This is a genomic window from Streptomyces sp. NPDC002537, from assembly GCF_053594975.1.
Genome location: NZ_JBSFWT010000026.1, coordinates 23,180 through 43,879, shown reverse-complemented (window position 1 = coordinate 43,879; position 20,700 = coordinate 23,180). Strand labels below are relative to the sequence as shown.

The following is a 20,700-nucleotide window of genomic DNA, read 5'->3' as shown; positions in this document are numbered from 1 at the left end:
GAAAACTGCGATCCGCATTTAACTCAGTTCAACTCTGCCTCATCCGGGTGCTCTCCTCGAAGCACCTCAAAACAACTTTCCTACGTGAGATGCATCTCTCCCGCTCCCCCTCTCACGCGCCCCTACGATCGCAGCAGGCACTCGGACGCGGCCACATGGCGGCGCCACCGAGTGCGTCGATCATGCAATAAATGATCTTGGTAGGGGAAATGTGCGCTCAGGATCGCGGCTCACGCCACATCGGCCACATGTGCGGACCGTCCGGCAGCTCGATGGGCGCGCCCATGGCGGCGAAGCCGAGGCGTTCGTAGAGCGCCCTGCTGCGCGCGTTGCTCGCCTCCAGGTAGGCGGGCATCCCCTCCCGGTCGCAGCGGTCCAGGACGGGCGCGAGCAGCGCCCGCCCGCGGCCCTCGCCGCGACGGCCCGGGGCGGCGACGATGACCGGCAGGTAGTAGTGCGAGCGGTCGGTGGGGTGCGCGAGGCCCGCGAGCTCACCGACGGTCCGGACGCGTTCATTGCCGGGGGCGGCCGCGCACAGCTGCTCGCCGAGGTCCTCGCCGCCCTCACCGTCCTCATCGGCCTCGGCCCCCGCCCGCACCGGCAGCCAGAGCGCCGCCGCCGAGAGGTCGTCCGTCACATCGACCCAGCCGTCGCGCAGCGCGGCGTCCAGGTAGACGCCGAAGAAGCCCGGCTGCGCGGCGCGCCGGTACTCCTCGCCGGGGAAGACCCAGCCGCTGACCGGGTCCGCCATGAACGACTCCCCGATCAGCAGACTGATCGCGTCCCGCTCCTCCCGCACGGCCCGGCGGATCTCCGGTACGACGACTGCGCCCTGATGCACGGTCATGGCCCCTTCCCCTGCGTACGCATGCGTACGAACCCTGTGTGCGACCGACGTGGCGATCGCGTGTCCGTCGATCGTACGGACCAGGGGCGCGCCGGTGGTACGGGGCGGCGGGCGCCGGTCAGCGGACCCCGACGGCCGCCAGGGTGTGGCGCTGCGCGGCCGTGGGCTCGACGGGGAAGTAGAGGTAACAGACACCTCCCGTGCCGTTCCTCACCTGGCCCTGCGCGTTGTGTCGCTTGGTGCGCAGCCAGATGTTCTCGAACTGGCGGCGTTTGTAGACGCGTCGGACCGCTCCGTCCGACGGGCTCGCCGGGTCGTTGGCCACGACATCGCCGTCCCGGGTGAAGCCGACGACGCACATCAGGTGGCCCGCGGTGCCGTAGCCGGCGCCGTCCAGTTCGGAGGCGAGGAAGGACTGCGAGGTGATGACGGGGATCTTCGCGCGGATCAGCCGCTCCACATCGCCGAGCGAGCGCAGCCGGGTGACGACGGCCTGCATGTCGCGGTACGTGGCCGCGTAGGCGGCGTTGAACGGCCAGTTGCCGCAGCCCTGGTACTGGTAGTCGTAGGTGGAGCGGGCCGCGTGGCAGACCTGGGGGTCGGCGTACGCGGGGTCGACCCAGGCGAGATCCGCCCGCGAGGGGACCCGGCCCCAGTATTCGAGCACCATCTGCGAGGAGGTCGGGCTGCACCACGCCTCGCCGCCGTTGTCGTACTGCGGGTACTGGCCCTTGTGGATCTCCTGCGAGTAGTGCGGCACCTTCAGCTCGTGGCCCCGCCCCTCCCCCGGCGCGGAGGCGGGCACGGTGAAGCGGTCGGGGATGTCGGAGCCCATGGCGCCGAGCCGCCACACGGTGGGGGTGAGGGCGGTGCCGGGCCTGCGGTGGAGGGTGAGGCGCAGTTCGTACGAGGCCAGCCGGAGGCCGGTCGCGGGGTCGTCGATCGCGAGGGTGTCGGTGGAGACGCTGCTCCTGCCGTCCTTCTGGCCGTCGACGGAGGTGCGCCGGATGTCGCCCGCCGCGTCACCGGCGGTCCAGCGGCCCATCACATACCAAGGAGTGCGCCCGCCGTCGGTGTAGGTGGCGCGGAGCTCGACCTGGAGCCAGGTGCCCGCGGGCGCGTGGGCGTTCCAGGAGGCGACGACCTCGCTCGCGGGGGCGGGGAGGCGGCGGACCGGCCCGGTCCAGGTGGCGTACTCCCAGGTGGCCGTGGTGCCGGTGTGCGGGTCGGCGTAGTCCAGGGTGCCGACGGGGTGGTCGATGGCGATGCCGGAGCGGTGTCCGGTGCAGGCGCGGGTGCCGTGGGCGGTGCCCTGGCGCCAGTCGGCAGGGGTGGTCCAGGCGTGGTAGTCGACGGCTTCTCCTCCGGATGGGGCGGCGACGGCGAGTTGGGGGGTGACCGCGGCGGCGGCGACCGCGCCGAGGGCTGCTGCGAGGACGGTGCGTCTGCTGGACATGGCGGTGATCTCTCTGGTCGGTCGGCTGGCGAGGGGTTTTTCCCCAGCCCCGCCCCTCCCCGAAACTGAGGGAACCCCCCAGGCCTCCCTGATTCGGGGGCCGGGCCCCGCACACCGCTCGCGCCGCGGCCTACGGTGGAACCGTGAACGATTCGTCCCGCCTCGCCCCGCTCGCCCGGCGGCTCCGCGCCCTCCCCCCGTCCCTCGGACGGGTAAGACTCGTGGCCGTCGACGGCCACGCCGGCTCCGGCAAGTCCACCTTCAGCGCACGGCTCGCCGCGGCCCTCGGCGGCGCGCCCGTCCTGCACCTGGACGACCTCGCCACGCACGAGGAGCTGTTCGAGTGGACCGAGCGGCTCCGCGACTGGGTCCTGGAGCCGCTGGCCCGCGGCGAGACCGCGCACTACCGCGCCTACGACTGGGTGGCCCGCGAGTTCGCGGAGGAGCGCACGCTCCCGGCGGCGCCGGTCGTCCTCGTGGAGGGCGTCGGCGCGGGCCGACGGGCCCTGAGACCTCATCTGGCGTGCCTGTTGTGGATGGAGTTGACCCATGAAAACTCTTGGGAAAGGGGTCAACTCCGTGATGGTCCCGAACTGACCGATTTCTGGGACGGCTGGAAGCGAGCGGAGCGGCGCCACTTCTCGACGGATCCCACCCGCCCCTACGCGGAACTACTGGTTCTCCAGGGACGAGAGGGATACGAGGTGCTGCCGGGGCCCCAAGAGACCTCGTGAACCGCCCTTGCCCTCACGCTCAGTGAGCAACTGGGGCCGGTGCACCGGCCGTCGCCGACCGATCCCCGCCGAGTGCGCCAACTCGGCTTGACCGAGGGGGCGTACAGGACTTACGTTCTCATTAGGCGGCCGTCAGCGGTCGCCGGAAGACGCGAAGCCCCCGGTTGTTCCCCCGTGATCGGGGGCTTCGTACGTTCCTCGAAACCCCCTTTTGAGTGCTTTGCTCCGCCGTCCCCTTCACACTGGGTGACCGCCTTCCGGATCGTTTTCCGGCCCCCGGGGATCGTCCCGACACCGTGAACAGCGGTGCGGCACCCTTCGGCCCATGCCAACCGCGCAGGTACGATGCCAGACGGCACACCTCTCGGCTGGGTGCGCCACACACACTGGTCAACTCCCGTCCACAGCACAGCGGTTCGGAAAGGCGCGCCAGGCAGCCGCCCGGCAGCACGCTACGGGGGCAGGGTTTGTGGGGGACGTGATGGATATCGGCATGCAGGGCCCACCCGCCCCGGCCGATCTCGCCTGGCTGCGCGCCGTCGACGCCTACACCATGGGCGCGTACGCACAGGCCGAGGAGGAGTTCCGGGCCGCGGTCCGGGCCGATCCGGGAATGGCCGACGCCTGGCTGGGGCTGCACGCGCTGCGCGCCGAGACGACCACCGCGCTGCTGCGCATGTACCGCCATCGCGACCGGTTCGGCGAGCAGCGCACCCGCCACCGGCGCACCCTCAACTCCTGGTACTGGCTCGGCTGGTGGGTCCAGCCCGTACTGGAGAGCGGCCGTGACCTGCTGCTCGCCCACGCCTCGCACTGGCTCGACGGCCGCCATGTGCCCGAGCTGGACCGGGCCCTGGCCGACTGCCCGCCCGTCGAGACGGACCCCCAGGTCCGCTTCCTGCACGCGTGCCGCGCCTACCTCGTCAAGGACTGGGAGCAGCTCGTCCGGCACACCGAACCCCTGCTCGGCGATCCGCTGCTGGGCATCGAGGCCGGTCTCTTCGGCGGCATGGCCCGGGTCCGCCTGGAGATGTACGGCCAGGCGGAACCGCTGCTGTCCGCCGCGCTGATGCGCTGCCGCAGCGAGCAGCCGCAGCGCAAGGAGCTGCGCTACTGGCTGGCCCGCGCGCACGAGGGCACCGGCCGCAGCGCCGCGGCGCTCCCCCTCTACCGGGCCGTGCACCGCGTCGATCCGTCCTTCATGGACACCTCCGCCCGGCTCACGGCCATCGCCGACGCGGACGGCCTCGACGAGCACCTGGACCTGGCGTCCGTGTCCCTGGGCGGTCCCCCGGTCCAGGACCCCGCGACCCCCGACGGGGCGGCGGGCGACCCCGACACGCTGCCCTCCCCCGAACCCCTCGACGGCCGCGATCTGCTGACCGGCGGCCCGGACCCGGCCGGCACGGCACAGCCCGGCCCCGACGGCACGCGCAGGCCCGTCCGGGTCCCTTCCCAGCAGCAGCCCGTGCCGCAGCCGATGCCCGGCCCGTCCGACCCCGTGCTGCTGGCGCAGGCCCTCTCCGAGCTGGAGCGGATGGTCGGCCTGGAGCCCGTCAAACGGCAGGTGCGGGCGCTGTCCGCGCAACTGCACATGGCACGGCTGCGGGCCGGACAGGGGCTTCCGGTGCAGCCTCCCAAACGGCACTTCGTCTTCTCCGGCCCCTCGGGCACCGGTAAGACCACGGTCGCCCGCATCCTCGGCAGGGTCTTCTACGCGCTGGGGCTGCTGGGCGGCGACCACCTGGTCGAGGCCCAGCGCGCCGACCTGGTCGGCGAGTTCCTGGGACAGACCGCCGTCAAGGCCAATGAGCTGATCGACTCCGCGCTCGGCGGGGTGCTCTTCGTCGACGAGGCGTACAGCCTCTCCAACTCCGGCTACAGCAAGGGCGACGCGTACGGCGACGAGGCCCTCCAGGTGCTGCTCAAACGTGCCGAGGACAACCGCGACCGCCTGGTCGTCATCCTCGCCGGCTACCCCGAGGGCATGGACCGGCTGCTGGCCACCAACCCCGGCCTGGGCTCCCGCTTCACCACCCGGGTGGACTTCCCCAGCTACCGCCCCCGCGAACTGACCAGCATCGGAGAGGTGCTGGCCGCCGAGAACGGCGACCGGTGGGACGAGGAGGCGCTGGACGAACTCCGCAGCATCAGCGCCCACGTCGTCGAACAGGGCTGGATCGACGAGCTGGGGAACGGGCGGTTCCTGCGCACGCTCTACGAGAAGAGCTGCGCGTACCGGGATCTGCGGCTGTCGGGGTACGCGGGCACCCCCACCCGCGACGACCTCGCCACGCTCCGCCTGGCGGATCTGATGCAGGCGTACGGCGAGGTCCTGTCCGGGCCGGGGTGGTCGTCCCCGCGGCGGGAGTCCCGCGACCCGCAGGATCCTCCGTAACGGCGGGCTTTCAGTCCCCGGTCCCGCCCCTTCCCGAAACCGGGGGAGACCCCCGGACCCCCGACCGGGGTCCGGGGCGGAGCCCCGGTTTCGGGAAGGGGCGGGACCGGGGAAATACACCCGGCCTCAGGCCGTCACCACGCCCCGTTCCTGGGGGACGAGGACTTCGACGCGCGGGTCCGCCACTACGGGGCGGACAGTCGTGACCGCCCGGTGCGAAGGATCCCGCACCTCGCCCACCAGCATCTCCAGCACATCCTCCAGCGCCACGAGCCCCAGCACCCGACCCGACGCGTCGGCGACAGCCGCCAGGTGCGCGGCGGCCCGTCGCATCACGGTGAGCGCGTCGTCCAGCGGGAGTTCGGCCCGCAGGGTCTCCACCCGCCGCCAGACGTGCTGGGGGACGGCACGGTCGCGGTCCTCCAGGTCGAGGACGTCCTTCACATGCAGATAGCCCATGAAGGCACCACCGGGCCCGGCGACCGGGAAGCGGGAGTAGCCGGTCCGTACGGTCAGCTCCTCGATCTGCCGGGGTGTGACGGACGGGGCGACCGTGACCAGCGTGGCCGGGTCGAGGAGGACGTCCGTGACCGGGCGGCTGCCCAGCTCCAGCGCGTCCTCCAGCCGCTCCTGCTCCGCCGGTTCGAGGAGACCGGCCTGACGGGAGTCGTCCACCAGGCGGTTGAGCTGCTCGCTGGTGAACACCGCCTCGACCTCGTCCTTGGGCTCGACCCGGAACAGCCTCAGCACCCCGTGCGCGCAGGCTCCGAGGAGGGCGGTGACCGGCCGGCACAGCCGGGCGAAGGCGACGAGCCCCGGTCCGAGCCACAGCGCGGCCCGGTCGGGGGCCGACATGGCCAGGTTCTTCGGCACCATCTCGCCGATGACCAGGTGCAGGAAGACCACGAGGGCCAGCGCGATGACGTAGCCCAGCGGGTGGACCAGCCCGTCGGGCAGTCCCGCCGCGTGGAAGGCGGGCTCCAGCAGGTGCGCCACGGTCGGCTCGGCGACCGCGCCGAGCGTCAACGAGCAGATGGTGATGCCGAACTGCGCGGCGGCCATCATCTGCGGCAGGTTCTCCAGCCCGGTCAGCACCGTACGGGCCCGCGCCGAGCCCTCGGCGGCCTTCGGCTCGATCTGGCTGCGGCGCACGGACACGAGTGCGAACTCGGCGCCCACGAAGAAGCCGTTGGCGAGCACCAGCAGCACGGCGAAGAGGAGTTGCAGCAGACTCATCGCTGCTCCCCCTGCGCACCGCCGGTGCGGACGAGCCGCACCCGCTCGGCACGGTGGTGGGCCACCTGCCGCACGGAGAGCCGCCAGCCCGGCAGCTCCGCGGTGTCGCCGGGCGCGGGAATCCTGCCGAGCAGGTCCGCGACCAGGCCCGCGACGGTCTCGTAGGGGCCGTCGGGCGTCTCCAGGCCGACGCGGCGCAGGGCGTCGACCCGGCAGGCACCGTCGGCGTCCCACGCCGAGCGGCCGTCCTCGCAGGCGACGGGGGCCAGTTCGGGCCGGTCGGCGTCCTCGTCGTCGTGCTCGTCGCGCACCTCGCCGACGAGCTCCTCGACGATGTCCTCCAGGGTGACCACGCCCGCCGTGCCGCCGTACTCGTCGACGACGACGGCTATCGGCTGCTCACTGCGCAGCTGCTCCAGCAGCGGCTGCACGGGCAGCGTCCCGGGGACGAGCATGGGCGCGACCGCGATCCGGCCGACCGGGGTGCGCAGCCGGTCCTGGCCGGGGACCGCCAGGGCGTCCTTGAGGTGGACCATGCCGACGACCTCGTCCAGACGCTCCCGGTAGACGGGGAAGCGGGAGAGGCCGGTGGCACGGGTGAGGTTGAGGACGTCCTCGGCGGTGGCGGTCGACTGGAGGAAACTGACCTTCACCCGGGGGGTCATCACATGCTGGGCGGTCAGCTCGCCGAGCGAGAGGGTCCGTACGAACAGGTCGGCGGTGTCCTGCTCCAGGGCGCCGGCGCGGGCCGAGTGCCGGGCGAGGGAGACGAGTTCGCCGGGGGTACGGGCGGAGGCCAGCTCCTCGGCGGGCTCGACGCCCATGGCCCGGACGAGCCGGTTGGCGACCGTGTTGAGCAGGGTGATCACGGGCCGGAAGAGGTGCGCGAAGGCGTGCTGCGGCCCGGCGACGAACCGCGCGACCTGGAGCGGCCGGGAGACCGCCCAGTTCTTCGGCACGAGTTCGCCGATCACCATCTGGACGGCGGAGGCCACCAGCATGCCGGTCACCACGGCGGCGCCGGGCGCGGCACCGGCCGGGAGCCCGGTGGCGGCGAGCGGCCCGGTGAGCAGCCTGCCGAGGGCCGGCTCCGCGAGCATGCCGACCACCAAGGAGGTGATGGTGATGCCGAGTTGGGTGCCCGAGAGCTGGAAGGAGAGCTCGCGCAGGGAGGCGACGACGGTGCGGGCGCGGCGGTCGCCGGCGGCGGCGGCCCGTTCGGCCTCCGGCCTCTCGACGGTCACCAGGCCGAACTCGGCGGCTACGAAGAAGCCGTTCGCGAGGATGAGGAGCAGTGCTGCCGCGAGAAGCAGCAGGGACAGGGTGATGCTCATGCCGCCGCCTCGTCAGGGTGGGCGGCGGCGCAGGTACTGCAGGACGATCCGTCCATTGCCGGAGGGAGTCACTCCTCGGTTCGCAGGTGCCCCGCGGCCGCGGCGTTCCGCGGCGTTTCTTCCGGTGTGCGGGGCCGGGCACGGTGTGCCCGTGGCACCAGAGTAATCAAGGACTCGCGATCAGGGGGCTGACGGCCGGGTCAGGTTGTGGGCCGTCCGGTGCCGTACGCCTCGGCGAGGGCCCGCAGCGCGCGGGCCTGGGCGACGGCCCGGTCCTTGGCGATGCCCGGCTGGATGCCCATGGCGGGCAGGGCGGTGCCGTCGGAGAGGTCGAGGCGGACCCAGGGGTCGCCCGCGCGCAGGTTGACGCGGACGATCTGGGCCCAGGCCAGCCGCCGGGTCCTCGCCAGGTTGACGACGGTGACACCGTCCTCGGTGGCGACGACCCTGGGACGGGCGAGCATCCAGAGGACCCAGAAGACGAGGAGCCCGACAGCGGTGAACGTGGCCCGGTCCCCCGCCGTGAAGCTGCCGGTCAGCCAGGCGCCCGCCGTGAGCACGGCGAACAGCACGGTGCCGAGGCTCAGCAGCACGGCCCGGGTGGCGGTCGGGCGGAAGGTGACCGGAAGCTCCGGCAGGGGTGCGGGGGTGGACACGTCGTGCGTTCTCTCGGCGTCGTCGGGTGTCGTCGGAACTCGCGGGCGGGGGCGGGCCGCCGCCGTCAGAGGCGGCAGGCGTGGATGCCGGTGGTGAGGATGGCGCGCGCGCCCAGCTCGTACAGCTCGTCCATGATGCGCTGGGCGTCCTTGGCCGGGACCATGGAGCGCACGGCGACCCAGCCCTCGTGGTGCAGCGGGGAGACGGTGGGCGACTCCAGGCCGGGGGTGAGGGCGACGGCCCGCTCGACGTGCTCGACGCGGATGTCGTAGTCCATCATCACGTAGCGGCGGGCGACGAGGACGCCCTGCATACGGCGGAGGAACTGCTGGACCTTGGGGTCGTCGGCGGGTGCGCCCGCGCGGCGGATGACGACGGCCTCGGACTCCAGGATCGGCTCGCCGATGATCTCCAGACCCGCGTTGCGCAGGGTGGTGCCGGTCTCGACGACGTCCGCGATGATCTCGGCGACGCCGAGCTGGATGGCGGTCTCGACCGCGCCGTCGAGGTGGACGACGGAGGCGTCGACGCCGTTGTCGGCCAGGTGCTTGGTGACCAGGCCGGAGAAGGAGGTGGCGACGGTCATGCCGCCGAACTCGCCGACGTCCTTCGCGGTGCCCGGCCGGGTGGCGTAGCGGAAGGTCGACCCGGCGAAGCCGAGCTGCATGATCTCCTCGGCGCGCGAGCCGGAGTCCAGCAGGAGGTCCCGGCCGGTGATGCCGATGTCGAGCTTGCCCGAGCCCACGTAGACGGCGATGTCGCGGGGGCGGAGGAAGAAGAACTCGACGTCGTTGGCGGCGTCGACCAGGACCAGTTCCCTGCGGTCCTTCCGCTGCCGGTAGCCGGCCTCATGGAGCATCGCCGACGCAGGCTCGGAGAGAGAACCCTTGTTGGGGACGGCGATGCGCAGCATGAGGTCGTTTCCTTCGTGCGGGGGAGGATGTGCGTGGGAGTTCTGGGGGTGGTGCGGGGTGATGCTCGATCAGAGGTGAGCGTATACGTCGTCGAGGGAGATCCCCCGGGCGACCATCATCACCTGAACGTGGTAGAGGAGCTGGGAGATCTCCTCGGCAGCGGCGTCGGCGCCCTCGTACTCGGCGGCCATCCACACCTCGGCGGCCTCCTCGACCACCTTCTTGCCGATGGCATGGACGCCCTTGCCCACGAGCTCGGCGGTGCGGGAGGTGGCGGGGTCGCCCGTGGCGGCCTTCTGCTGGAGCTCGGCGAAGAGCTCCTCGAACGTCTTCTTGGACATGGTGGTCCTACCCTACGGGGTCCGCCGCCCGCTTCAGTGCCAGGGCTCGGACACCGAGCGCAGGATCGCCGCCGTCGCGACGGCCGCGGTGACCGCCTCGTGGCCCTTGTCCTCGTGCGAGCCCTCGATCCCGGCCCGGTCCAGGGCCTGCGCCTCGTCGTCACAGGTGAGGACGCCGAAGCCGACGGGGACGCCGGTGTCGACGGAGACCTGGGCCAGGCCCTGGGTGACGCCCTGGCACACGTAGTCGAAGTGCGGGGTGCCGCCGCGGACGACGACGCCGAGGGCGACGATCGCGTCGTAGCCGCGGCCCGCCATGACCTTGGCGACGACGGGGAGTTCCCAGCTGCCCGGGACGCGCAGCAGCGTCGGCTCGTCGATGCCGAGGTCGCTCAGGGCGCGCAGGGCGCCGTCGACGAGTCCGTCCATCACCTTCTCGTGCCACTGCGCGGCGATCACGGCCACACGCAGGTCCTGACAGTTCCGCACACTCAGCTCGGGGGCGCCCTTGCCGCTCACGTTTCTCCTCGGGTTCTGGTCGGGTGACGGTCGGGTGGATCAGTCGGAGTGGATCACTGGTTGCCGCAGGCGGAGACCGGGTCGGCGTCGAGCCAGGGCAGGTCGTGCCCCATCCGGTCCCGCTTGGTCCGCAGATAGCGGAGGTTGTGCTCGCCCGCCTGGACGGGCATGGGCTCGCGGCCCGTGACCGTCAGTCCGTGCCGGACCAGCGCGGCCGTCTTGTCGGGGTTGTTGGTCATCAGCCGCAGCGAGCGCACCCCGAGGTCGGCGAGCATCCGCGCGCCGGCCGCGTAGTCGCGCCCGTCCGCGGGCAGACCGAGTTCCAGGTTGGCGTCCAGCGTGTCGCGGCCGTCCTCCTGGAGCTCGTAGGCGCGCAGCTTCGGCAGCAGACCGATGCCGCGGCCCTCGTGGCCGCGGAGGTAGAGGACGACACCCCGGCCCTCGGCGCTGATCCGCTCCAGGGACGCCCGGAGCTGCGGGCCGCAGTCGCAGCGCAGCGAGCCGAAGACGTCACCGGTGAGGCACTCGGAGTGCACGCGCACCAGGACGTCCTCGCCGTCGCCGACCTCGCCCGCGACCAGCGCGATGTGCTCCACGCCGTCGACGGTCGAGCGGTAGCCGACGGCCCGGAAGTCGCCGAAGGCGGTGGGCAGCCGGGTCTCCGCCTCGCGCCGGACGGTGGGCTCCGCGGACCGGCGGTAGGCGATCAGGTCCTCGATGGAGATGATCGACAGGCCGTGCTTACGGGCGAACGGGATCAGCTCGGGCAGCCGCAGCATCGTCCCGTCCTCGCCCGCGATCTCCACGATCGCGGCGGCGGGGCGCAGTCCGGCGAGGCGCGCGAGGTCCACGCCCGCCTCGGTGTGGCCGTCACGGACGAGGACACCGCCGGGCCGGGCGCGCAGCGGGAAGACGTGGCCGGGCCGGACGAAGTCGCCCGGGGTGGTCGCCGGGTCGGCGAGCAGCCGGATGGTGGTGGCGCGGTCCGCCGCGGAGATCCCGGTCCCGATGCCGTGGGCGCGGGTCGCGTCCACGGAGACGGTGAACGCGGTGCGCATCGACTCGGTGTTGTCGTCGACCATCTGCGGCAGGTCGAGCCGGGCGATGTCCGGCTCCTCCAGCGGGACGCAGATCAGGCCGCGGCACTCGCTCATCATGAACGCCACGATCTCGGTCGTGACCTTCTCGGCGGCGACGACGAGGTCGCCCTCGTTCTCGCGGTTCTCGTCGTCCACGACGACGACGGGCCGTCCGGCCGCGATGTCGGCGACGGCGCGCTCGACCGGATCGAGGGTCAGGTCCCCGGCGTCGTACCAGCTCTGCAGGGCGGTCATGCTGCGACTCCTTCCAGTGCGGACTGCTGTTGTCCGGCTCGGGACCGCAGCCACCAGTCGCGCATGCCCCACAGGACGACGACGAAGTAGATGACGTAGACGAGGCCGGAGAAGGCGAGGCCGCTGCTGAAGGCCAGCGGGACACCGACCACGTCCACGAGCAGCCAGGCGAACCAGAACTCGATGAGGCCGCGGGCCTGGCAGACCATCGCGGCGAGCGTGCCGACGAAGATGTAGGCGTCCGGCCAGGGGTTCCAGGAGAGCTCCGGCACGGCGGTGAACAGGGCGCCCACCGCGAGCGTGCCGAGGGCGGTGCCCGCCAGCAGGGCGCCCCGCTCCCGCCAGGAGGCGAAGCGTACGGCGATCGAGCCGTCCTGCGCGTCCCGCCTGCCGCGCTGCCACTGCCGCCAGCCCCACAGTGCGACGCCGATGACCAGGAGCTGCTTGCCGACGCCGCCGCTGAGGTGGGCGGAGAGGTAGGCGGCGACGAGGATCAGGCCGGAGAGGAACTGGGTGGGCCACGTCCATATGGAGCGCCGCCAGCCGAGGGCGAGGGCGGCGAGGCCCACGGTGTTGCCGATCATGTCGGACCAGATGACGTGCTGGCCGAGGACCGTGAACGCCTCGCCGTTGAGCCAGTTCAGCGCGCTCACTGCGTCTTCTCCGTACGGTCGTCGCCCAGCAGCCGCTCGACGTACTTGGCGAGCACGTCCACTTCGAGGTTGACGGGGTCGCCGGGCTGCTTGATGCCCAGGGTGGTCAGTTGGAGGGTGGTGGGGATGAGGCTGACGGTGAAGAAGTCGTCGCCCGCCTCGACCACGGTGAGGCTGATCCCGTCGACGGTGATCGACCCCTTGTCGACCACGTAGCGGCGCAGCCCGGCCGGGAGGGCGATCTTCACGACCTCCCAGTGCTCGCCGGGCACCCGCTCCAGGACGGTGCCGGTGCCGTCGACGTGGCCCTGGACGAGGTGGCCGCCGAGGCGCCCGCCGAGTGCCATGGGCCGTTCGAGGTTCACCCGGGAGCCGGGGGCGAGGGCGCCGAGGCCGGAGCGGTCGAGGGTCTCCGCCATCACGTCGGCGGTGAACTCGCCGTCGGCGGTGTCGACAACGGTGAGGCAGACGCCGTTGACGGCGATCGAGTCGCCGTGCTTGGCGCCGTCGGTGACGAGGGGGCCGCGCAGCCGGAGAACCGAGGAGTCGCCACGGTTCTCGATGGCGACGACCTCGCCCAGTTCTTCGACGATTCCGGTGAACACGTTCAGTTCTCCTCAGGAGCGGAAGCGGTGGGGGTGGCGGTGATGCGCAGGTCGGGGCCGAGGCGGTCGACGCCGGTCACCTCCAGGCGCAGTGTCTGCGCGATGGTGCCGATGCCCGCGTCGCCGAGGGCGGCGGGTCCGGCGCCGAGCAGCGCGGGCGCGAGATAGCCGACGACCCGGTCGACGGCGCCCGCGGCGACGAACGAACCGGCGAGGGTGGGGCCGCCCTCCAGCAGGACGGAGCGGACGCCGCGCCCGTACAACTCGGTGAGCAGGGCGTGGACGTCGAGGCCGGTCCCGTCGTGGGGCAGCCGTACGGTGTCGACGCCGGGCAGGTGGCGGGTGTCGGCGTGCTCGCCGACGGCGATCAGCGTCGGCGCCGCGTCGTCGAGGACGCGGGCGCGCGGGGTGATCGAGGCGTGGGTGTCGACGACGACCCGCAGCGGCTGGGTGCTGTCGTCCCGGCCGCGCACGGCCAGGTGCGGGTCGTCGGCGCGCAGGGTGCCGGAGCCGACGACCACGGCGTCCGCCTCGGCGCGCAGCCGGTGGACGTCCGCGCGGGACGCGGCGGAGGTGATCCAGCGGCTGGTGCCGTCGGCGGCGGCGCTGCGGCCGTCGAGCGTGGCGGCGTACTTCCAGAGGACGAAGGGGCGGTGGCGCGGCACCGAGGTGAGCCAGGCGGCGTTGCCCGCGGCGGCCTCGTCGGCGAGGAGTCCGCCCTCGGTGTCGATCCCGGCGGCGGCGAGGGTGGCCGCGCCTCCGGTGGCGGTGGGCGTCGGGTCGGCGACGGCGTAGACGACGCGGGCCACTCCGGCGGCGATCAGGGCCTGTGCGCAGGGGCCCGTGCGTCCGGTGTGGTTGCAGGGTTCGAGGGTGACGACGACGGTGCCGCCGCGGACGTCCCGGCCGGAGTCCGCGGCGTCGCGGAGGGCCTCGACCTCGGCGTGCGGTCCGCCCGCGCGGCGGTGCCAGCCTTCGCCCGCGGTGCGGCCCCGGGCGTCCAGGAGGACGCAGCCGACCACGGGGTTGGGGCTGGTGGAGCCGAGGGCTCGGGCGGCGAGTGCGACGGCCCGGCGCATCGCGTCGGCTTCGACGGCGCTCTCTCGGGTGGCCACCGGGTCCTCCTGCCTCTCAGGGCACGGACTCCGGGGCTGTCGTACGGGACGACGAAGGAGCGGGAACGCCACCGGGGGTGCACCGAGTTCGCAAGAGGGTCCGCCCCCGGAAAGTGGGCCGGATCACCTGCGGGTGTGCCGGATATGCGTGCCCGCCGCGCACTGCCTCCCATCCGGACTTTAACCGTCGGTCCAGGAGTTTCACCTGGTCAACCGGCCGCTGGCTGCGGCCGGGTCGCGGACTGTAACCGCCGGTTCGGAATTTCACCGACCCCGGAGTGCGCTGCGTGAATACTTGTCCAACAAATGCTACATGGGGTCTGACCTGCACGTTCCTTGAACACTGCCGGTCCGACGCCTTTGAGCGTACGCCGAGGGGCGGCGCGGTGTCCACGGTGATGTGGCGCGCACGACGGGGCCGCGGGCGGGGAAACGGGGTCGACCGGCCCGGACCGCGTCCGGGAGGATGCCCGTCCATGAGCGCGGACAGCAGGGGTGCGGGCGAGGGGAACGGCCGGACGGGCGGGGACGGGAACGGCGCGCCCGGCCGGTTACGCCGGGCGCGGTACGCGGTGGCCGCGGTGTTCGCGGTGCACGGCGCGGTCACGGGGAGCTTCGCGACCCGGGTGCCGTGGATCCAGGCGCACGCGGACATCGGCGCGGGCCGGCTGGGGTTGGCGCTGGCGTTCCCGGCGATCGGCGCGTCGCTGGCGATGCCGCTCGCGGGGCGGGTGGGCCACCGCTTCGGGTCGCGGGCCGCGTTGCGCGGGCTGATCACGCTGTGGTGCGGCTCGCTGGCGCTGCCCGCGCTCTCCCCGGGGCTGCTCGCGCTGTGCGGGGCGCTGGCCGTCTACGGCGCGGCCTCGGGGATGGCGGACGTCGCGATGAACGCGCTCGGCGTCGAGACCGAGGAGCGCATGGGCCGCTCGATCATGTCGGGGCTGCACGGGATGTGGAGCGTGGGGACGCTGGCCGGTTCGGCGGTGGGCACGGTCGCCGCGCACGCCGGTACGGACGCGCGGCTCCATCTGGGACTCGCGGCGGTGGTGCTCGCGCTGTGCGGGGCGCTCGTCTGCCACTGGGTGCTGGATCTGCGCACCCCCGCCGGGGAACACCCGCCGCCGCGCTTCTCGTTGCCGCCGCGCGCGGCTCTCGCCATCGGAGCGGTCGGGTTCTGCGCGGTGTTCGCCGAGGGCGCGAGCCTGGACTGGTCCGCGGTCTACCTGCGCGATGTCATCGGCTCGGACCCGGGAGTGGCGGCGGGCTGCACCACCGCGTTCTCCTGCACGATGGCGGCGGCCCGGTTCGCGGGGGACGCGGCGGTACGGCGGTACGGCCCGGTGCGGACCGTACGGTACGGGGGCGCGCTGGCCACGGCGGGCGGGGTGCTGGTGGTCTCGGCGACCGGGCCGGTGGCCGCCGTCGCGGGCTTCGCGCTGATCGGCCTGGGCGTCGCCGTCGTCGTCCCGCTGGCCTTCTCGGCGGCGGGACGCAGCGGGCCGGCGCCCGCTCGGGCCATCGCGGGGGTCGCGACCGTCGTCTACACGTCGGGGCTCCTCGCCCCGGCGGCGATCGGGCAGATCGCGGACGCGGCGTCGCTCGTCGCGTCGTTCGGCCTGGTGACCGCACTGGCGGCGGGGCTGGTGGCGGGGGCGGCGGTGCTGCGCACGGCGCGGTAGGCGGGGCGGGAGGAAGGGCGGACGCGGCGGTGGGCCGCACGGCGGGCCCTTGGAGGGTCCACCGCACGGCCCGAACCAGGCGGCTGTGCGCCGTTACCGCTTAGAGGATGCCGAACAGACCGCCCAGGCCGCCCCAGCCGCCCCAGCCACGGTGGCCGAACTCCCGGCCCTCGTGACGCTCGCAGCCGCGGCCCTCGTGACGGCCCCATTCGCCGCCACCCCAGCCCCAGCCTTCGTCGCAGTCCTCGTGGCGACGGTGGCCCCAGCCACGGTCCCAGCCGCGGTCGCAGTCGTCACGGTCCCAGCGGCCGTGGTCGTGGCCATGGTCGCGGTCGTGGTCCCAGCGACCGTGGTCACGGTCCCGGTCGTGGTCGTGGTCGTGGTCCCACGCCTGGACGGCGGGGGTGGCCGGGGCGGCCTGTGCCACACCGGCGATCGGTACGACGGCTGCCGCGGCGAGAACGGCGGCGGCCGCGGTGCGGCCGACGAGGTTACGCATGTGTGTCTCCTGGATTCGCAGGAATCGGACACAGAGACGCATACCTCGCATGAAGCAAGAAACAGCACGATGCAGCGGTCATACAGTCTTACGGACCATTGATTGCCCCGATTGCAGCAGCGAACGGGCCCGCCGCGTTGCGGACGGCGGCCGGGAGCACAGGCCGGCGCCACTTAACATGGTCCGGATTCCCCCCACTGCGAACCTTTTGGAGCACTCATGGGCCTCGGCGTGCGCTGGACTCTGCACGGGGACGGGCGCACCCCGGCCCCCGGGGCCGTCGTCCGGCCGGACGAGCGGCTCTCCTGGCCCAGGACCGCGGGGCTCGGCGCCCAGCACGTCGTGGCGATGTTCGGCGCGTCCTTCGTGGCCCCGGTGCTGATGGGTCTCGACCCCAACCTCGCGATCATGATGTCGGGTGTCGCCACGATCCTCTTCCTGCTGGCGACGCGCGGCCGGGTGCCCAGCTATCTGGGGTGCAGCCTCTCGTTCGTGGGGGTCGCCGCGATCATCCGGGCGCAGGGCGGCGGCACCGCGGCCGTCACCGGAGCGATCTTCGTGGTCGGCGCGGTGCTGCTCCTGAGCGGGCTGGCGGTGCGGAAGTTCGGCGCGGGGATCATCCACGCGGCGATGCCGCCGGTGGTCACCGGGGCCGTCGTCATGCTGATCGGCTTCAACCTCGCGCCGGTCACCGCCCGTACCTACTGGCCGCAGGACCAGTGGACGGCGCTGCTGACGATGCTCGTCACCGGGCTCGCCGTGGTGTGCCTGCGCGGGTTCTGGTCCCGCGTGGCCATCTTCCTCGGGCTGCTCTTCGGCTACGGCATCTCCTGGGTGTTCGACCGGGCCTTCGGGAAGATCCACTCCGTGCACGGCGGCCCGGACGCCGTCGACCACTGGCGGCTCGACCTCTCCGGGGTCTCCAAGGCCGACTGGATCGGCCTGCCGTCGCTCCACGGTCCGACGTTCAGCTGGTCCGCGATCCTCGTGGCCCTGCCGGTGGTCATCGCCCTGATCGCCGAGAACGCCGGGCACGTCAAGGCTGTCGGAGAGATGACCGGCGACCCGCTGGACGACCAGCTCGGCACCGCGATCTCCGCCGACGGCGTGGCGACGATGCTGTCCACCGCGGTCGGCGGCCCGGCCAACACCACGTACTCCGAGAACATCGGCGTCATGGCGGCCACCCGCGTCTACTCCACCGCCGCCTACTGGGCGGCGGCCGGCTTCGCCCTGCTCTTCGGCGTCTGCCCGAAGTTCGGTGCCGTCGTGGCGGCCGTGCCCGGCGGTGTGCTGGGCGGCATCACCGTCATCCTCTACGGAATGATCGGCCTGCTCGGCGCGCAGATCTGGGTCCACAACAAGGTCGACCTGCGCAATCCGCTGAACCTGGTGCCGATCGCCGCGGGCATCATCATCGGCATCGGCGGCGTCAGCCTGAAGATCAGCGACAACTTCGAGCTCAGCGGCATCGCCCTCGGCACCCTCGTGGTGCTCTCCGGCTACCACGTCCTGCGCGCCCTGGCCCCGGCCCACTTGAAGGAGCAGGAGCCGCTGCTGGACGCCGGGACGAGCGGCTACGACGCGGCCGCCGAGGAGGACGCGGCCCGGGACGGGCGCTGACCTCGTCATCCGTTCCGGTCATCCACCCACCGCCCGCCCCTACGCTGCGTACTCGCATGTCACTGTGAGCACATGACGACGGCAGGGGTGCGGGCGGCATCCACGGGTATCGAGGGCGTCGTGGCCCGGATGCGCCGACTGGCGGAGACCCTGCCGCCACGGGACGGGGTGGCGGTCTTCAACCGGGTCTACCTCACGGTCACCGAGGAGATCGGACGGCGGGTCACGGCGGGGGCGTTCACGGACCGGGGCACGGCGACGGAGCTGGACGTCCGGTTCGCCGCGCGCTATCTGACCGCCGTCGACGCCGTGGCGGCGGGCCGCTGCCCGCCCGCGTGCTGGCGCCCGCTCTTCCAGCTGCGCGGGCACCCCGCCGTACGGCCCCTCCAGTTCGCCCTGGCGGGCATCAACGCCCACATCGGACACGACCTGCCACTGGCGCTCGCCGATACGTGCCGGGTGCTGGATCTCGAACCGTGCGCGCTCGAAGCCGACTTCGACCGGGTGGGCGAGGTGCTCGTGGCCCTGGAGGAGCGGGTGCGGGACGGCTTGGCGCCGGAGCTTGTGGATGTCGCGGATCCGCTGACGCATCTGGTGGGGGCGTGGAGCCTTGAGGCGGCGCGGGGTGCCGCGTGGGCGGCGTTCCGGGGGCTGTGGGCGGTGCGGGATCTTCCGGACGTGTCCGAGGAACTCGTCGAACGCCTCGACTCCGGCGTGGGGTTGGTGAGCCGCTGCCTGCTCACCCCGCTGGGGTGACTTGTTCTCCAGCCCCGCCCCTTCCCGAACCGGGGCTCCGCCCCGGACCCCGGTCCTCAAACGCCGGACGGGCTGGATCTGCTGACCGTAGTCCGTAACCTGCGGGCCGCAGGTCAAAGAACCACAGTCCGGAAAATCCAGCCCGTCCGGCGATCGAGGACGCGGCCGCAGGCCGCCCCCGCCGCTGGGGGTCCCCCCGGCCGAAGGTTGGGGGAGGCGAACCAGCCCGCAGCCGGGAGCCCGTGGCCGGAAAGGGTTCAGTCCTCCGGGAGTTCGACCGGGGCGAGGTCGTCGTAGAGGTCGCCGGGGCCCGGGTTGGTGGGGTCGGTGGCGCCGCCGAACTGGCGCATCACACCCCACACCGCGTTGAGCGCCGTCTGGACGGCGCCCTCCGCCCAGCCCGCCGTCCACGAGATGTCGTCACCCGCGAGGAACAGCCCCCGCTTGTCCTCCGGCAGGAGGTCCTGCATGAAGTGGGTGAACAGGCGCCGCTGGTAGCGGTAGTGGCCGGGCAGGTTGGCCTTGAACGCGCCCATGAAGTAGGGCTCGTTCTCCCAGGAGACGGTGACCGGGTTGCCGATGATGTGGCGCCGGATGTCGACCTTGGGGTAGATCTCGCCGAGCGACTTCAGCATGACCTCCATCCGCTCGTTCGCGGACAGCGGCAGCCACTTGAGGCTGTCGTCGCACCAGGTGTACGAGAGGCAGATGACGGCCGGCTTGTCGGGGCCGTCGTCCAGGAGGTACGTGCCGCGGGTCATCCGGTCGGTGAGCGTCATCGACATGACGTCCCGGCCGGTCTCCTCGTCCTTGTCCAGCCAGAACGGCCGGTCGACGGGCACGAACAGCTTGGAGGACTCCATGTAGTGGGTGCGCTCCATCGCCGTCCAGTGGTCGATGGGGAAGAGCGAGTCGTCGCACGCGATCTTCGACAGCAGCATCCACGACTGGGCGGTGAAGACGGCCGCCTTGTACGTGCGGATGTCGCCCGACGCGTCGGTCACCGTGATGCCGTTGCCCGCGGTGCGGTGCAGGCGGGTGACGGCCGGGCGGGGCTCGCCGTCGTGCAGCGAGGACAGCGAGGTGCCGGGCGCCCAGTGCAGGATCTTCGCGGGCTCGCGCTCCCACAGCCGCAGCGGGAGCTGCTGGCTGCCGCCGACGATGCCGCGGTGGTGGTCGTCCGCCTCGGTGTAGACGACGCGGAGGATCTCCAGGATGGAGTTGGGGAAGTCGGTGTCCCAGCCGCCGGTGCCGAAGCCGACCTGGCCGAAGATCTCGCGGTGGCGGAAGGACTTGAAGGCGGTGGACTCGCAGAGGAAGCCGTAGAAGGTCTGGTTGTCGAGCTTCTCCACGAGCTTCGCCCAGATCTCGCGGATGCGCGGCACGTCGCGCTCGCGCAGGGCGCGGTTCATGTCGGAGAAGTCGGCGCCCTCCTCCAGGCAGGCGTTCCACGCCTCCGCGACCTCGCGGTAGACCGGCGGCAGGTCGTCGATGGTCTTCGCGTAGTGCGACTCGCCCTTGAGGTCCACGACGGTCGACGGGGTGTCGGGCGCGAGGGGGTTGGGGAACGGCTTGGTCTCCAGGCCCACCAGGTCGATGTAGTACTGGAGGGCGGTGGAGCTCGGCGGGAAGCGCATCGCGCCCATCTCGGCGGTCAGCGAGGGGTCGCAGCCCTCGAAGCCGACGGTGCGCAGCCGGCCGCCGATCTTGTCGGCCTCGTAGACGACGGGCTTGAGGCCCATCTTCATCAGTTCGTAGGCCGTGATGATGCCGGAGAGGCCGCCGCCGATGACCGCCACCTCGGTGCCGTGCTCGGTCGCGGGTATCTGCCCGAGGCCCGCGGGGTGCGCGAGGAAGTCGTCGTACGGGAAGGGGAAGTCCGGACCGACCATGGTGATCGGCGGCAGGGCCGGCTGCGACGGCTCGTCGTGGGCGGCGGTGGGCACCGTGGACGTCATCGGCTGAACTCTCCTGCGGAAAAAGGGGGAAACAGTGGGGGG

Annotated in this window: 19 protein-coding genes and 1 riboswitch; of the genes, 5 read left to right on the top strand and 14 right to left on the bottom strand. The window is 72.5% G+C overall.

Annotated features, from left to right (window positions below; genetic code table 11):
• Positions 1 to 217: 217 nt before the first annotated feature.
• Entirely contained in the window at positions 218 to 847 is a 630-nt protein-coding gene (locus tag ACWD4A_RS14730; protein ID WP_451193730.1) for a GNAT family N-acetyltransferase, read from the bottom strand.
• Between the two features lie 118 nt (positions 848 to 965).
• Positions 966 to 2,303, bottom strand: a complete 1,338-nt coding sequence (locus ACWD4A_RS14725; RefSeq protein ID WP_451193728.1) for a peptidase C39 family protein — start codon at positions 2,301 to 2,303, stop codon at positions 966 to 968.
• Between the two features lie 143 nt (positions 2,304 to 2,446).
• On the opposite strand from ACWD4A_RS14725, the gene ACWD4A_RS14720 reads away from it, so the two are divergent.
• Positions 2,447 to 3,037, top strand: coding sequence for a uridine kinase family protein (locus ACWD4A_RS14720; protein WP_451193726.1), 591 nt, complete (start codon positions 2,447 to 2,449; stop codon positions 3,035 to 3,037).
• A gap of 481 nt (positions 3,038 to 3,518) precedes the next feature.
• Positions 3,519 to 5,435, top strand: a complete 1,917-nt coding sequence (locus ACWD4A_RS14715; protein ID WP_451193724.1) for an AAA family ATPase — start codon at positions 3,519 to 3,521, stop codon at positions 5,433 to 5,435.
• 126 nt (positions 5,436 to 5,561) lie between these two features.
• Here the strand turns inward: ACWD4A_RS14715 and ACWD4A_RS14710 are convergent, their stop codons facing one another.
• The 10 genes from ACWD4A_RS14710 to ribD all read right to left on the bottom strand — a co-directional run bounded on the left by ACWD4A_RS14710 (position 5,562) and on the right by ribD (position 14,107).
• A complete protein-coding gene (locus ACWD4A_RS14710) occupies positions 5,562 to 6,671 on the bottom strand; it encodes a hemolysin family protein (protein ID WP_451193722.1) in 1,110 nt (369 codons plus the stop codon).
• Positions 6,668 to 7,999, bottom strand: a complete 1,332-nt coding sequence (locus ACWD4A_RS14705; RefSeq protein WP_451193805.1) for a hemolysin family protein — start codon at positions 7,997 to 7,999, stop codon at positions 6,668 to 6,670. Before ACWD4A_RS14705 ends, ACWD4A_RS14710 begins: the two co-directional genes overlap by 4 nt.
• Positions 8,000 to 8,205: 206 nt before the next feature.
• A complete protein-coding gene (locus tag ACWD4A_RS14700; protein WP_451193720.1) occupies positions 8,206 to 8,661 on the bottom strand; it encodes a PH domain-containing protein in 456 nt (151 codons plus the stop codon).
• A gap of 65 nt (positions 8,662 to 8,726) precedes the next feature.
• Positions 8,727 to 9,575 carry an ATP phosphoribosyltransferase gene (gene hisG / locus ACWD4A_RS14695; protein ID WP_451193719.1) on the bottom strand — a complete coding sequence of 283 codons (849 nt, stop codon included), beginning with the start codon at positions 9,573 to 9,575 and terminating at the stop codon, positions 8,727 to 8,729.
• Positions 9,576 to 9,644: 69 nt separating this feature from the next.
• Positions 9,645 to 9,917 (bottom strand): phosphoribosyl-ATP diphosphatase, encoded by a 273-nt coding sequence (locus ACWD4A_RS14690; RefSeq protein WP_451193717.1) that lies wholly within the window; start codon positions 9,915 to 9,917, stop codon positions 9,645 to 9,647.
• A gap of 33 nt (positions 9,918 to 9,950) precedes the next feature.
• Positions 9,951 to 10,436, bottom strand: coding sequence for a 6,7-dimethyl-8-ribityllumazine synthase (gene ribH, locus ACWD4A_RS14685; RefSeq protein ID WP_451193714.1), 486 nt, complete (start codon positions 10,434 to 10,436; stop codon positions 9,951 to 9,953).
• A gap of 53 nt (positions 10,437 to 10,489) precedes the next feature.
• Entirely contained in the window at positions 10,490 to 11,770 is a 1,281-nt protein-coding gene (locus ACWD4A_RS14680; protein ID WP_451193713.1) for a bifunctional 3,4-dihydroxy-2-butanone-4-phosphate synthase/GTP cyclohydrolase II, read from the bottom strand.
• Entirely contained in the window at positions 11,767 to 12,423 is a 657-nt protein-coding gene (locus ACWD4A_RS14675; protein ID WP_451193711.1) for a nicotinamide mononucleotide transporter family protein, read from the bottom strand. The genes ACWD4A_RS14680 and ACWD4A_RS14675 overlap by 4 nt, the downstream gene beginning before the upstream one ends.
• Positions 12,420 to 13,028 carry a riboflavin synthase gene (locus tag ACWD4A_RS14670; RefSeq protein WP_451193709.1) on the bottom strand — a complete coding sequence of 203 codons (609 nt, stop codon included), beginning with the start codon at positions 13,026 to 13,028 and terminating at the stop codon, positions 12,420 to 12,422. Before ACWD4A_RS14670 ends, ACWD4A_RS14675 begins: the two co-directional genes overlap by 4 nt.
• A 2-nt stretch (positions 13,029 to 13,030) precedes the next feature.
• Positions 13,031 to 14,107, bottom strand: coding sequence for a bifunctional diaminohydroxyphosphoribosylaminopyrimidine deaminase/5-amino-6-(5-phosphoribosylamino)uracil reductase RibD (gene ribD, locus ACWD4A_RS14665; protein ID WP_451193802.1), 1,077 nt, complete (start codon positions 14,105 to 14,107; stop codon positions 13,031 to 13,033).
• A 191-nt stretch (positions 14,108 to 14,298) separates the two neighbouring features.
• Positions 14,299 to 14,429, bottom strand: a riboswitch (FMN riboswitch).
• 190 nt (positions 14,430 to 14,619) lie between these two features.
• On the opposite strand from ribD, the gene ACWD4A_RS14660 reads away from it, so the two are divergent.
• The gene (locus tag ACWD4A_RS14660; protein ID WP_451193707.1) at positions 14,620 to 15,822 is read left to right on the top strand and encodes an MFS transporter; all 1,203 of its coding nucleotides are present in this window, start codon (positions 14,620 to 14,622) and stop codon (positions 15,820 to 15,822) included.
• A gap of 100 nt (positions 15,823 to 15,922) precedes the next feature.
• On the opposite strand, the gene ACWD4A_RS14655 is transcribed toward ACWD4A_RS14660, so the two are convergent.
• Complete coding sequence (locus tag ACWD4A_RS14655) at positions 15,923 to 16,321, bottom strand: hypothetical protein (RefSeq protein ID WP_451193706.1); 399 nt, start codon at positions 16,319 to 16,321, stop codon at positions 15,923 to 15,925.
• A 219-nt stretch (positions 16,322 to 16,540) separates the two neighbouring features.
• On the opposite strand from ACWD4A_RS14655, the gene ACWD4A_RS14650 reads away from it, so the two are divergent.
• Positions 16,541 to 17,944 carry a uracil-xanthine permease family protein gene (locus ACWD4A_RS14650; protein ID WP_451193705.1) on the top strand — a complete coding sequence of 468 codons (1,404 nt, stop codon included), beginning with the start codon at positions 16,541 to 16,543 and terminating at the stop codon, positions 17,942 to 17,944.
• Between the two features lie 72 nt (positions 17,945 to 18,016).
• On the top strand, positions 18,017 to 18,700 hold the full coding sequence (locus ACWD4A_RS14645; RefSeq protein WP_451193704.1) for a DUF5995 family protein: 684 nt from the start codon (positions 18,017 to 18,019) through the stop codon (positions 18,698 to 18,700).
• A gap of 257 nt (positions 18,701 to 18,957) precedes the next feature.
• Here the strand turns inward: ACWD4A_RS14645 and ACWD4A_RS14640 are convergent, their stop codons facing one another.
• Complete coding sequence (locus ACWD4A_RS14640) at positions 18,958 to 20,658, bottom strand: flavin monoamine oxidase family protein (RefSeq protein ID WP_451193702.1); 1,701 nt, start codon at positions 20,656 to 20,658, stop codon at positions 18,958 to 18,960.
• Between the last annotated feature and the right edge of the window lie 42 nt (positions 20,659 to 20,700).

What these genes read in the sequence shown, in the direction of transcription:
- ACWD4A_RS14660 (WP_451193707.1), top strand. Translation starts at nt 14,620, where the DNA reads ATGAGCGCGGACAGCAGGGGTGCGGGCGAGGGGAACGGCCGGACGGGC.
- ACWD4A_RS14680 (WP_451193713.1), bottom strand. Translation starts at nt 11,770, where the DNA reads ATGACCGCCCTGCAGAGCTGGTACGACGCCGGGGACCTGACCCTCGAT.
- ribD (WP_451193802.1), bottom strand. Translation starts at nt 14,107, where the DNA reads ATGCGCCGGGCCGTCGCACTCGCCGCCCGAGCCCTCGGCTCCACCAGC.
- ACWD4A_RS14690 (WP_451193717.1), bottom strand. Translation starts at nt 9,917, where the DNA reads ATGTCCAAGAAGACGTTCGAGGAGCTCTTCGCCGAGCTCCAGCAGAAG.
- hisG (WP_451193719.1), bottom strand. Translation starts at nt 9,575, where the DNA reads ATGCTGCGCATCGCCGTCCCCAACAAGGGTTCTCTCTCCGAGCCTGCG.
- ACWD4A_RS14655 (WP_451193706.1), bottom strand. Translation starts at nt 16,321, where the DNA reads ATGCGTAACCTCGTCGGCCGCACCGCGGCCGCCGCCGTTCTCGCCGCG.
- ACWD4A_RS14650 (WP_451193705.1), top strand. Translation starts at nt 16,541, where the DNA reads ATGGGCCTCGGCGTGCGCTGGACTCTGCACGGGGACGGGCGCACCCCG.
- ACWD4A_RS14640 (WP_451193702.1), bottom strand. Translation starts at nt 20,658, where the DNA reads ATGACGTCCACGGTGCCCACCGCCGCCCACGACGAGCCGTCGCAGCCG.
- ACWD4A_RS14725 (WP_451193728.1), bottom strand. Translation starts at nt 2,303, where the DNA reads ATGTCCAGCAGACGCACCGTCCTCGCAGCAGCCCTCGGCGCGGTCGCC.
- ACWD4A_RS14730 (WP_451193730.1), bottom strand. Translation starts at nt 847, where the DNA reads ATGACCGTGCATCAGGGCGCAGTCGTCGTACCGGAGATCCGCCGGGCC.
- ACWD4A_RS14710 (WP_451193722.1), bottom strand. Translation starts at nt 6,671, where the DNA reads ATGAGTCTGCTGCAACTCCTCTTCGCCGTGCTGCTGGTGCTCGCCAAC.
- ACWD4A_RS14645 (WP_451193704.1), top strand. Translation starts at nt 18,017, where the DNA reads ATGACGACGGCAGGGGTGCGGGCGGCATCCACGGGTATCGAGGGCGTC.
- ACWD4A_RS14715 (WP_451193724.1), top strand. Translation starts at nt 3,519, where the DNA reads ATGGATATCGGCATGCAGGGCCCACCCGCCCCGGCCGATCTCGCCTGG.